The sequence below is a fragment of the Sphingobacterium sp. UBA6320 genome, from assembly GCF_002440335.1.
In the GTDB taxonomy this organism is placed as follows: domain Bacteria; phylum Bacteroidota; class Bacteroidia; order Sphingobacteriales; family Sphingobacteriaceae; genus Sphingobacterium.
Window position 1 is genome coordinate 122,454 of the sequence record NZ_DJTA01000022.1, and the last position, 13,235, is coordinate 135,688.

Annotated in this window: 8 protein-coding genes; 6 read left to right on the forward strand and 2 right to left on the reverse strand. The window is 36.0% G+C overall.

Features of this window, described 5'->3' with window-relative positions:
• Positions 1–59: 59 nt before the first annotated feature.
• Both B3P23_RS14325 and katG read left to right on the forward strand, forming a co-directional pair.
• Entirely contained in the window at positions 60–428 is a 369-nt protein-coding gene (locus tag B3P23_RS14325) for an STAS/SEC14 domain-containing protein (RefSeq protein ID WP_094772562.1), read from the forward strand.
• A 283-nt stretch (positions 429–711) separates the two neighbouring features.
• Positions 712–2,997 (forward strand): catalase/peroxidase HPI, encoded by a 2,286-nt coding sequence (katG, locus tag B3P23_RS14330; protein ID WP_293927307.1) that lies wholly within the window; start codon positions 712–714, stop codon positions 2,995–2,997.
• A gap of 119 nt (positions 2,998–3,116) precedes the next feature.
• On the opposite strand, the gene B3P23_RS14335 is transcribed toward katG, so the two are convergent.
• Positions 3,117–3,722 (reverse strand): helix-turn-helix transcriptional regulator, encoded by a 606-nt coding sequence (locus B3P23_RS14335; RefSeq protein WP_248753145.1) that lies wholly within the window; start codon positions 3,720–3,722, stop codon positions 3,117–3,119.
• Positions 3,723–4,180: 458 nt separating this feature from the next.
• Between B3P23_RS14335 and B3P23_RS14340 the strand changes: the two genes are divergently transcribed.
• Genes B3P23_RS14340 through B3P23_RS14350 form a run of 3 tightly spaced genes read left to right on the forward strand, consistent with a single transcriptional unit; the run spans position 4,181 to position 9,940 of the window.
• Positions 4,181–5,305 carry an efflux RND transporter periplasmic adaptor subunit gene (locus B3P23_RS14340; RefSeq protein ID WP_293927312.1) on the forward strand — a complete coding sequence of 375 codons (1,125 nt, stop codon included), beginning with the start codon at positions 4,181–4,183 and terminating at the stop codon, positions 5,303–5,305.
• A gap of 12 nt (positions 5,306–5,317) precedes the next feature.
• Positions 5,318–8,458: an efflux RND transporter permease subunit gene (locus B3P23_RS14345; protein WP_293927315.1), complete on the forward strand. Its 3,141-nt coding sequence runs from the start codon at positions 5,318–5,320 to the stop codon at positions 8,456–8,458.
• 60 nt (positions 8,459–8,518) lie between these two features.
• On the forward strand, positions 8,519–9,940 hold the full coding sequence (locus B3P23_RS14350; RefSeq protein ID WP_293927318.1) for a TolC family protein: 1,422 nt from the start codon (positions 8,519–8,521) through the stop codon (positions 9,938–9,940).
• Between the two features lie 105 nt (positions 9,941–10,045).
• Here the strand turns inward: B3P23_RS14350 and B3P23_RS14355 are convergent, their stop codons facing one another.
• Positions 10,046–11,719, reverse strand: a complete 1,674-nt coding sequence (locus B3P23_RS14355) for a M1 family metallopeptidase (RefSeq protein WP_293927321.1) — start codon at positions 11,717–11,719, stop codon at positions 10,046–10,048.
• Positions 11,720–12,308: 589 nt separating this feature from the next.
• Here B3P23_RS14355 and B3P23_RS14360 point away from each other — a divergent pair.
• On the forward strand, positions 12,309–13,193 hold the full coding sequence (locus B3P23_RS14360) for an AraC family transcriptional regulator (RefSeq protein ID WP_293927324.1): 885 nt from the start codon (positions 12,309–12,311) through the stop codon (positions 13,191–13,193).
• The last annotated feature ends 42 nt before the right edge of the window (positions 13,194–13,235 follow it).

The following is a 13,235-nucleotide window of genomic DNA, read 5'->3' on the forward strand; positions in this document are numbered from 1 at the left end:
CCTCCAAAACAAAGCTAGACTTAGTTTGTTGTTTTTATATACATAAAATGATACTAGATATGCTTAGAGTTATTCAAAATCTACCAGACCATGTATTTGGTGTACGTGCAAGCGGAGAGGTCACAGCAGATGACTTAAAAAATGTTTTATTACCCGGGCTAGAATCATTAACTGATCGTTATAACGAGATCTATTATCTTTTACTGTTGGAAACAGAGGTGCAAAATTTTACAGCAGGTGCTTGGGTGCAAGATCTAATAGCGGGCTTGAAACATTTTACAGCTTGGAAAAAAATGGCTATCGTGACTGATCAAACAGCAGTAGAAAAATTTACGGATGCCTTTAGCTATATCAGTCCAGGAGAGGCTAAAGGTTATGAAATAAGTGAACTACAAGAAGCTATAGATTGGTTAAGCATAAAAAAGTAAGAAAAGTTTATCCATTTATTGTAGGAGTTTAGGCTGTAGAAGTGCATAGGATATATAGGGAATAAATAAATGGAGTACAATATAAATGGGTTACATCATGTGATGTAACCCATTTATATTTTGGGAAAATATTTCATCAATAATGATCCTGTCTATTGATTTATTTTATTGAAAACTAGTTTTTTAAGTTGATAAAAATTTCATTAGGAATTTTTTTTTATTTAAATTTATTAGATTAGAATAACCAAAATAAGAATTTAAATTACTGATAAAATAGCAATCAATGGAAAACGAATTAAATGATATTAATAAGTGTCCATTTCATAATGGAACAATGCGAAAAGCTGTTGCAGGTGGAGGTACAACAAATCAAGATTGGTGGCCCAATCAGTTAAAAGTTAATTTGCTACGTCAACATGCTACTAAGTCAGACCCAATGGGATCAGATTTCAATTATACGGAAGAATTTAAAACCTTAGATTTAGAAGCAGTAAAAAATGATTTAAAACAGTTAATGACACAGTCACAAGATTGGTGGCCAGCTGATTTTGGGCATTATGGGCCATTATTTATTCGAATGGCTTGGCATAGTGCTGGAACTTATCGAGTGGGTGATGGACGGGGCGGTGCTGGGCGTGGGCAACAACGATTTGCTCCGCTAAATAGTTGGCCCGATAATGTGAGCTTAGATAAAGCAAGACGTTTATTATGGCCTATAAAACAAAAGTGCGGACGTAAAATATCTTGGGCAGATTTACTGATCTTAACTGGAAATATGGCTTTAGAATCCATGGGATTCAAAACTTTAGGTTTCGCAGGTGGTCGAGAGGATGTATGGGAAGCAGATCAGGATGTGTATTGGGGTTCCGAAAAAACTTGGTTAGGAGGTGATGTCCGTTATGCGCAGGGATCTGAAGGTGTTGCAGAGTCACATGGTGTATTGGTGTCGGATGATGATGCAGATGGAAAAATACACAGCCGGAATTTGGAAAATCCCTTAGCAGCTGTTCAAATGGGATTAATATATGTGAATCCAGAAGGTCCCGATGGCAACCCTGATCCAATTGCTGCCGCAAAAGATATTCGTGATACATTTGGTCGTATGGCTATGAATGACGAAGAAACCGTTGCCTTGATCGCAGGCGGTCATACATTCGGTAAAACACATGGTGCAGGTCCTGCTGACCATGTTGGTAAAGAACCTGAAGCTGCAGATCTAGCATCTCAAGGTTTAGGATGGGCAAACTCATTTGGATCTGGAAAAGGCGCAGACACGATTACCTCTGGCTTAGAAGTAACTTGGACTAGTAAACCCACAGAATGGACGAATCAGTTTTTTGAATATTTATTTGATTTTGAATGGGAATTAACAAAAAGTCCTGCTGGAGCACATCAGTGGATCGCTAAAGATGTTGGAGAAATTATTCCGCATGCTCATGATGCCACTAAGAAATTAAAACCAACCATGTTAACAACGGATTTGTCACTGCGTTTTGATCCGGAATATGAAAAAATATCTCGGAGATTTCGCAATAATCCAGACGAGTTTGCTGACGCTTTTGCTCGTGCTTGGTTTAAGTTGACCCATCGCGATATGGGACCTCGGTCACGTTACTTAGGACCAGATGTACCTCATGAGGAGTTTGTATGGCAAGATCCACTTCCAAAAATAGAATATATACAGATCGATGACGCTGATGTTCAGTTTTTAAAGACTGAAATTTTGAATACAGGTCTATCAATTTCTGAGTTAGTATCCGTAGCTTGGGCATCGGCATCTACTTTTCGTAATTCGGATAAACGCGGTGGTGCCAACGGTGCTCGCATCCGCCTTTTACCGATGAGTAATTGGGAGGTCAATCGGCCAAACCAATTGAATCAGGTTTTGATCGTGTTAACAGATATCCAGCAAAGGTTTAATCATGCGCAATTTGACGGAAAGCAGGTTTCAATTGCAGATTTAATTGTGTTGTCTGGCGTAGCTGCTATTGAAAAAGCAGCACAGAATGCAGGTCATGATGTGCAGATACCATTTAATCCTGGACGTACGGACGCTAGTCAGGAGCAAACCGATATGGAATCCATTGCATTTTTAGAACCACTTGCAGATGGCTTCAGAAACTATCGTAAATTAAAAAATAAAGCCATTTCAACAGAGGAGCTTTTAATTGATAAAGCTCAGTTGTTAAATCTTTCTGTTCCCGAAATGACCGTTCTAATTGGTGGTCTTCGAGTGTTAGACATCAATTATGATGGCTCTAAACATGGTGTCTTTACCTTGCGCCCAGGGCAATTAACTAATGATTTTTTCGTGAATCTGTTAGATATGCAGACAGAATGGAAAGCCATGGACGAGACAAAAGAATTATATTTAGGGACTTGTCGAAAAACGGGGCAACCAAAATGGACTGCTAGTCGAGCTGATCTCGTGTTTGGATCACATGCTGAGTTGCGAGCAGTGGCAGAAGTATTTGCTGAATCGGGAAATGAGAAATCTTTTGTCCATGCTTTTATAAAAGCATGGAATAAAATCATGAATGCTGATCGATTTGATCTGGTATCAGCATAAATAAAGATTTGATTTTAGAATTCGTATTATAGTTTTTTGATCTAAAATAATATTGAAATATGATCAATCCTAGTTTTTAACCTAAAAGTGCCTAAAGAATCTAGTTCTTTGGGCATTTTTTATGCTTCATTATTCCCCATGTTTTTAGAAAGAGCAATCCGATAAGCACAGCGTCTAGCACCAGCTACTATGTGGTCGGTACGGTGAATAGAAACACTTTCTCCTAAAACGGACTGGAAAATTTGTAATTCTGAATTACAAAACCCTTGACAAGCTTTTGCCGCTGCACAAATGGGACAATGATTTTCGACCAGTAGATATCCTTCTTCATCTTCAGAATAATCTGCCATATACCCCTCACGTGTACGAATAGCAACCAAACGGGCGATTTTAGAGTTTAGATCGGGTAGAGGATCGATCTCTTCATGATATCTTTTTTTACCTGTTACCTCATTAGCATCAATAATCGTTTGTAAAGCATCCTTGCCCATTGCATCTTTTATGATTGTTAATAATTTAACAGTCAATTCAGCATGAGTATCCGGAAATTTCCGATTTCCGATTTCTGAAATCGTAAAATACTTTTGAGGCCTTCCAACTCCTTTCGATTCTGTTTCAACTTCTATTAAGCCTTCTTCCATAAACTTAACGAGTTGTTGTCGAACACCTTCCTTAGTTATTTTTAATTCATGGGCAATGTCGAGTGCCGTTAGAGGCCCACGCATTTTCAGTAACATTAAAATTCGATTTGTCGTCATAAAATAATAAAACAAGTATTTAGTTGTTTTATTATTCAAAATTACTACTTTTGTTACACTTATCAAAATGGATAATTTTAAGCATAGACTTTCAATTATAAATTTGATGAATGTAAAGTAAGAATTGTAATATTTATTTTATGTGGATTGATACATCAAAAATACACCTTCCTAAACAAATAACTCAAGGAGCTCATTTTGCCTTTATAATTGTGGTTCCGTACTGGAATACGCTGAAGAGGTAATAACCCTCGCGCAAAAGATGAACATATAGATTTCATCATCTAAATATTTAAAATATCCCCAATCCCAAAACAGGTTTGAGCGGGGGAACGGGATAACTATGTCTTGTTATTAATAGCATGTTGTGATCTAAAAATCTCATTATTAAATTTTTACATATTGTTTATTCAAAAATTATTACCATGAAAAAAACACACTTATATCTATTATTCTTTCTTTTCATAGGATTAATATCTTGTGAATCGAAAAAGGAGTCTCCTACAAATAAAATTTCTTCATATCCAGTGTTAACGTTAAATGCGCAGAAAGCGGATTTGTATGTTGAATTTCCAGCTACATTAGAAGGGATACAAACTGTTGAGATTCGATCCAAAATAGATGGTTACATCGAGGAGGTTTTTGTCGAGGAGGGTAGTCTGGTCAAGATAGGACAAAAGCTATTTAAAATTAATGCCAACCGTTTTGTCCAAGATGTTAATCAGCGAAAATCAGCGGTACTAGCTGTCGAGGCTGCTTTGGAGACGGCTAGTATTCAAGTTTTGCGAACACAGGCTTTAGTCGACAAAAAAATAGTGAATTCATTTGAATTGACTACAGCAAGAAATGTGGAACGCGTGAAGAAAGCCGAGCTTAACCAAGCTAAAGCTGCTTTGTCCGATGCGCAATCACAATTGGCATTTACACAGATTGTAAGTCCAATTACGGGTATTGTAGGTCGTCTTCCTCTTAAAAAAGGTAGCCTAGTCAGTAGTAATTCTGAGATGGCCTTAACCACAATTGCCAATACAAGAGAAGTATATGCACACTTTTCATTAAGTCAGAAGCAGTTAAATGGCTTTTTAGATCAATATACAGGTCGAAATATGGCTGAAAAATTGAAAAATATGCCTTTTGTTACTTTGAGAACAGCAGATGGAAATGATTACATGCCCCAGGGGAAAATTCAAAGCTTAAGTGGTGTGATGAGCAGGGAAACAGGTTCTGCTAATTTTACAGCATTGTTTCCTAATACTGAAGGACTTTTATGGAGTGGCGCCAGTGCGATACTTCGTATACCTACTACTATTGATCAAGCAATTTTGCTTCCTAAAAAAGCTGTTTTTGAAATCCAGGGAAATTACTTTGTTTATAAGGTAGGTCCAAAGAATATTGTCAATCACACTGAAATAGTGGTGTATCCAACCTCAACGGAACAAGAATATGTTGTGAAAAGTGGGCTTCATATTGGAGATATTGTCATTACAGAAGGTATTGGGACTTTAAGTAATGGGATGGAGATAAAACCGGCCCCTATTTCGAATAAATAAAATAGAAAAAAAATGTTAAAAAAATTCATAGAAAATCCGGTATTATCCACGGTAATATCGATTATAATTGTGATGCTTGGTGTTTTAGGATTGTTATCGCTACCCATTTCACAATATCCTGAAATTGCACCTCCTACAGTAGTGGTAACAGCCTCTTATCAAGGAGCAAATGCCAATGTGGTCATGAAAAGTGTCATTATACCTTTAGAGGAACAAATTAATGGTGTTGAAAATATGACTTATATGACCTCTACTGCCAGTAATAACGGAACAGCTGCTATCACTATATTTTTTAAACAAGGAACTAATGCAGATATGGCGGCAGTGAATGTCCAAAATCGGGTTAGTAAGGCAACTAGTTTATTACCTGCTGAAGTTATTAAATCTGGAATTACCACCAGTAAGCAGTTGAGTAGTACAGCATTTAGTTTCTTATTGTATAGTAAAGATGGAAAGTATGACCGTAAATTTCTCGATAATTACTTGCGTATAAATATTATGCCTCAGATGAAGCGCGTAGAAGGGGTTGGTGCAGCAGAGATCTATAGTGATCAAGAGTATTCCATGCGTATTTGGTTGAAACCAGATGTCATGGCGACTCATGGTTTAATACCAGAAGATATTATAACTGCTTTGAAAGAACAGAATATAGAGGCTGCACCAGGTAAAATAGGAGAGAATAGCCGTCAATCTTTACAGTATGCATTGAAATTCACGGGTCGCCTTGAGGATTCAGAGCAATTTGAAAATATCATTTTGAAAAGTGGTGTATCTGGAGATTATTTACGGTTAAAAGAAGTTGCAGATGTAGAATTTGGTGCGCTTGATTATACGACTTCATTGATAACACAAGGTAAGCTCTCGTCTGGAGGAGCGATAAGTCAAATTTCAGGTTCAAACGCAAGAGAATTGATTATTGCTTGTGAAAATATTTTGAAAGAAGCTTATAAAGATTTTCCTCCCGGTGTGGAGTATCATACTTTTTTAAATGCCAATGAGTTTTTAGATGCATCGGTTGAGAAAGTTATTTATACAATCATCGAGGCGTTTATATTGGTTTTCTTAGTTGTTTTTCTTTTTTTACAAGATTTGCGTTCTACCCTTATTCCTGCCATAGCCGTTCCAGTAGCTATTATAGGAACATTTTTTTTCTTAAAACTCTTTGGCTTTACGATTAATTTATTGACTCTATTTGCACTTGTGTTAGCTATTGGTATTGTGGTAGATGATGCAATTGTCGTAGTTGAGGCGGTACATGCAAAACTTGATCAAGGGGCTAAGTCTGCAAAAAAAGCAACTCTGCATGCCATGAGTGAGATTAGTGGAGCTATTGTTTCGATTACCTTGATCATGTCGGCTGTATTTGTTCCTGTTACTTTTATAACCGGTTCCGCAGGTGTCTTTTATAAACAATTTGGTTTAACGCTAGCTGTGGCTATTATTATTTCGGCGATCAATGCCTTGACTCTAAGTCCAGCATTATGTGCTTTATTATTGAAACCACATACAGCTGATGCTGAAAACCACAAAGGTTTTATTCCTAAATTTTTTACAGGTTTTAATATCGCCTTTGAAGTTGTGACTAAAAAATATGTAGGAGTGGTGCGCTTTTTAATACGACGCAAATGGATTTCTTTTGTTGGTATTGCAGCCTTTGCATTGCTATTTTATACCTTAATAAAAACCACGCCAACGGGGTTTGTTCCTAATGAAGATGGAGGTGCGATCTTTGGAAATGTTGTTTTACCTCCAGCCTCAACTTTGGAACGTACTGAAAAGATCGCTTTCGAGGTTGATAGTATCGCCCGTAACATACCAGAAATTGAATTATCCTCGACATTGTCTGGAATGGATTTACTGCACGGTACCGGTGGATCTTATGGTGCCTTGTTCATCCGTTTAAAGCCTTGGAAAGAACGTAAAGGAAAAGATCAAAGTGCAGCAGCGATTGTTCAAAAATTATTTGAAAAGACAGCTCATATCAAAGGTGCAAGTGTTATTTTCTTTGCGGCACCGACTTTACAGGGATTTGGAAATAGCAATGGTTTTGAAGTGCAGTTGCAAGATAAAACAGGAGGAAGTTATTTGCAATTTAACGAAAATATTGATCAATTTATTACTGCCCTGAGCAAACGTCCAGAGATTAATTATGCGACGAGTTCATTTAATGTTGGTTTCCCTGAATTGGAAATTAATATTAATGTAGCGCAGTGTAAAACTGCTGGTGTGAGCGTCAATACCGTGTTGACCACTTTGCAAGGATACTTTGGTGGTATTTATGCCTCAGATCTCAATCGCTTTGGAAAGCAGTATCGTGTGATGATGCAGGCTGGAGCTGATTATAGAGCAAAGGAGGAAGATATCAATAAAATTTATGTGCGTACGATAAAAGGTAATATGGCGCCAATTGCTGAGTTTGTAACCTTAAAAAAAACTTATGGGCCAGAATTTATTCAACGATTTAACCTATTTACCTCCAGTACCATTACAGGAATCCCAAATGTGGGTTATAGTTCTGGCGATGCTATTAAAGCCATAGAAGAGACAGCCGCTCAAACATTAGATCGTGGCTATTCGTACGAATTTTCAGGATTGACGCGTGAAGAATTATCCAGCGGTAGCCAAACGGTTTTAATCTTTTCCCTTTGCCTTCTTTTTATATACTTTCTTTTAAGTGCACAGTATAAAAGTTATATTCTTCCATTTTCAGTACTCTTGTCATTACCTATTGGTCTAGCGGGGGCATTTGCTTTTGCGCAATTATTTGGAATTGATAATAACATTTTTTTACAAATCAGTCTAATTATGCTGATTGGTCTATTAGCAAAGAATGCGATTTTGATTGTAGAATTTGCTCTTTTACATCGTCTGAGTGGTAGAACTTTGGTTCAGTCCGCTATTTATGGAGCAAAGTCGCGATTAAGACCTATTTTGATGACTTCCTTTGCTTTCATTTTCGGATTGATTCCTTTGATGTTAGCAACTGGAGCTGGTGCGCTAAGTAATAAGTCTATTGGGACTGCTGCAGTAGGGGGTATGTTGATTGGGACTGTATTTGGTGTTTTTGTAATACCTATTCTTTTTATAGTATTCCAAGGTTTACAAGAAAAGATTTCAGGTGTGAAAATATCCGATCAATCAGCTCGTGCCTGAGAAGATATATAATAAAAAATGACAATCACTTTTAAAATAAATTCAATTTAGATGATAAATATGCCTTATAAAATAATGGTGCTTTTTATGATCGGCCTGGTTAGTTGGAGTTCCTGCCAGATAACACGCCCATATGCATCACCAGAAAATAAAGTGAATGAACGTTATCATTCCCCTATGTCCAACCCTAAGGATACCACAGGTCAATCGTCTTTAGAGATCGATACCATGAATATGGCTACTTTAAAATGGTCTGAAATTTTTACTGATACCCTTTTGCAGGGATTGATAGCAGAAGGACTAAAAGCAAATATCGATATCAAAATAGCTGTTGAACGTATAACAGAAGCGCAAGTTAATTTACGTTTGCAAAAGGCAGCATTTTTGCCCTCATTGAACACTAATATATCTGCAAATTCTCAACAATATCCTACTTTTCAAAGTTTTGGTTTTCCCAGAAATAATACACAGTATGATGTGCGGTTAAGCACCGATTGGGAAATTGATATCTGGGGTAAACTAGGGAGTGCTAAACGTGCTGCTTTATCTCAGCTATTGGCTACTGATGCAGCAAAACGTGCTGTACAGACGCAATTGATTGCAGATATTGCGTCAAATTATTATGAACTATTGGCGTTGGATCAACAGTTGCTGATTATAAAAAAAACAGCTGAAAATCGGGCTGAGGATGCAGCTGCCATTGAAATGCTTTTTGAAAATGCATTGCTTAATGGAGTAGCAGTTGTACAAAGTAAAGCTAATTTTTATGAAGCTAAATTGGATATTCCAGATATTGAGCAAAAAATAAAAGAAAAAGAACATCGTCTTAGTTTTTTAGTGGCTCGAAATCCAGGTACAATCATACGTCAATCATTAAAGGAACAGCAGGTTGAATATGATCTAAAACCAGGTATTCCTGCACAACTCTTAGCGCATCGTCCAGATGTACAAATGGCAGAATTAAATTTCAGAACAGCATTTGAGGAAACGAACGTAGCCCGTACCTACTTCTACCCCGTTTTAAAAATAACTACTTCTGGAGGTTTTTCAAATCTTGGTTGGAACCAATGGTTTTCAAGTAAAAGTCTTTTCGGTTCCATCGCTGGTGGTTTGACACAGTCAATCTTTAATAAAGGTGCTAATCAAGCACGTTTATCTACCGCTCAATCTAGACAGCAACAAGCTTTATATCAATTTGAAAAATCCCTATTGATTGCCAGTCAAGAAGTGTCTAATGCTCTTTTTGAATATGATACTGCTTTACAAAAAGAAAAATCGAGGAGAAAACAGTTGGATGCCTTATCCCAAGCACTTGAATTTAATAAGGAACTGTTTATAAACCATCAACAAACTAATTATACAGATGTGTTGGCTGCGGAACAAAATCTTTTAAGGGCACAATTGAAAGATATTGATGACCAAAGCCAAAAATTATATGCGGTAGTTCAACTATATCGTGCATTGGGTGGCGGTTGGGATTAATTAGGATATGGAGAAGGTCTATTCGATTAAATTAAGGACTAGACCTTCCCCATTCTATATGATTAGATCCATCAATCTCGAGGTTCACACATCACATATAGAACTCTATTCTATCAATACACCTATATAGTAATTGAAAGTGTCTATGGTGATATTTTCTTTAGTTAGATTGGGTATTTTTATCTCTTTGAAATGTTGATCCAGCATCAAAAGCTGTTTTGGATTTTCGTTTGTACCGATATGGATGGGCATATGAAAGTCTTTTACTTCACTGATCCACCGCCCAAGTATTTTACCAGAAATATCCTTTCTTATTTCAAGTATCGGAATAGAAATGTGTTGTACATATTGTTCAAAAAACTTGGAGAGATCTATACCTGATTTTTCAATGATGTACTGAGCAATATCTTGATAGTCAACCTGCTGATGAAAGTACTTCGCATTTAATCCTCTCAAGATGGACCGCCATTTTTCATCATCATCAATCATTGTACGAATCATATTGAGCATGACTCCTCCTTTGGGATACATATCACCAGATCCTTCTTTATTAACATGAAATGGGCCCTGCATGGGCTTATCATTCTGTATGCCGCTGCGATTACCATGGACATAGGCCTGACTCGCTTCTTTTCCATAGAAATAATCTATAAATAAAGCTTCTGAGTAGTTAGTAAAGCTCTCATGAATCCACATGTCGGCAAGATCTTTGGAGGTTATGTTATTGCCAAACCATTCATGTCCAGATTCATGGACTACAATGAAATCCCATTTTTTGCCCCAGCCAGTTCCAGAGGCATCTCGTCCACGATAGCCGTTTTGGTATTGATTGCCATAGGCGACTGCGCTTTGGTGTTCCATACCAGTATGTAAAGTTTCGACTAATTTGTATCCATCCTCATAAAATGGATATGGGCCAAACCAATGTTCAAATGCTTCTAATGTTTGCTTTGCATTTGTTTGTAAATGTTGTTTTTTCTGTGGTTGATTATTTTCTCTCAAGATATAATAATCAATATCAAGAGGACCTTTTTCACCCTTATATTTTTCTTTGAAATGAATGTAGTCTCCAATATTCAGAGCGACATTGTAATTGTTGATTGGATTGACAACCTTCCAATGATACTTAGTAAAGCCGTCCTTCATTTTTTCTATTTGGATTAATTTTCCATTGGAAACATTCATAAGCCCATTTGGAACCGCTATGGAGATTAACATACTGTCCACTTCATCATATTGATGATCTTTATTTGGCCACCAAACACTAGCACCCATTCCTTGACATGCCGTAGCAATCCAAGGTTTTCCATTGCTATCTTTTTTCCAATCAAAACCACCATCCCAAGGAGCGCGTGCTGCTTCTGTTGGATGACCCTCGTATGATACTATAAACTCATCTTCTTTGCCTTTGGTAATGGTTTCGGGAAAGTCAATAAAAACGGCATTGTATTCTCGTGTAAAAGGTAGTTCTTTACCACGATAAATAACCTTGTTCACTTTTAGATTGGCAAATAAGTCAAATTGTAATTGCTTAAAATCTTGTGTTGCCTTAAAACGAAATAGATTAGTTCCTGATATAAATTTACGATCAATATCAACTTTAACATCCAGATGATAATATTGAATATCATAACAGGTCCTTAAAGGAGTTAAATGACCTCGCAAGGAATCTGCTCGGGAAAATTCTTCCTTCTCTTTCATTAACTGAGCTGAAGCAGATTTTATACCTGCTGTAAATAAACAGCAACTGGTGAATAGATATATTAGTTGTCTTTTCATATTAAGATGATATGTTATGGAGCCTAAACTATTACTCATTATTTGAAATGAGTAATAGATTATACTTATTTAGTAATGATAAACACTTATAATTTGCTCTAATTTTATCGATTTTTCTAATTTTTTAATTCGGTTTGCTATTAAACTATTTTTTGAACATTTCTTATTGAATAGCTATCTTAAATATAGTGACATCATGGTATATCAATTGATTGTCAAAATTGGACCATAGAGAAGATGACTTGTTCATAATTTGTTACAATTTTTTAAATATATTATATTCTTACACCAAATAGACTAGGAATGAGATGATATAAAGTTCAATAATTTTCATGAGGTACAACAACAGAAAATTATCTAAGTAGATTTGTATATTAACATTATTCTTTTTTTTGGAAAAAAGATTCTCAGTATGATGAGTTTGTTGCATTAATCTATTCAATCACGTCGATTAAGTAAGTTTCCTTTTTATGATTTTTTAATTAAGTTTTTTGAATGTTTACTTGATTTTTGGGGATATTGAGATGTAGTTGTTATATTTAGATCAACCAAATAATAAATTTTTGTAAAGTTTAATTTTGAATATGCTATGAAAACTCTCCAATTTAACGTGCCAACAACCCAAGGACAAAGCTTAACAATACAAGAAGATGTAATGGATTCCTTCTATCCTCATTTGCACAGGCATCAAGAAGCACAATTGATGTGGATTAAAAAAGGTAAGGGCGTATTGGTTGTTGAGGATACTTTGCATCCTTTTAAAGAAAATGATATATTCTTTCTGGGAGCAAATCAGCCACATGTATTTAAATCGATGTCACAAGATGGCTTATCAAATGAATCTAGATCTATTTCTATTTTCTTTGATCCTAATGGTAAATTGAAATCTTTGTTTTCGTTAGGTGAGTTTGATTCTTTGAACCATTTTATTCAAAGTAATGCTCGCGGATTTAAAGTTCCTCACACTTATTTTCAACAAATCTCGGAAAGAGTAGTGCAATTAAAGGAAGCTGATGAGCTCGATAAATTGATGCAATTTTTTTATTTGTTACGCTCTTTAGCTATGATTTCAAAAGAAACAGAACCGCTTTGTGCAGAAAGAATTGAATTTAATCATGAAAATTCAAGTGGTGTAAGCCGAATTACTTTAATATGCAATTATATAAAGGAAAATTTTAAGAATGAACTTACTCTAGAAGATGTTGCCAATTATGCTAGCCTTACCCCACAGGCTTTTTGTCGGTATTTTAAAAAACACTGTGGAGTAACCTTTGTATCTTACTTAAATCGTATTCGGATAAAAGAAGTCTGCAACCAATTAAATGAGGATCATTTGGAGAGTGTATCCTTTATTGCCTATAACTGTGGTTTCAACAGTATCACTAATTTCAATCGTGTCTTCAAACAGATAAGGGGATGTAATCCAAAAGAATATACGGATAATTATAAAAGTACAGTTTTTTCAGAAGTTTAATGAAATAAATACCTATTAAATTCCCTTTTAAGAGAAGATAAT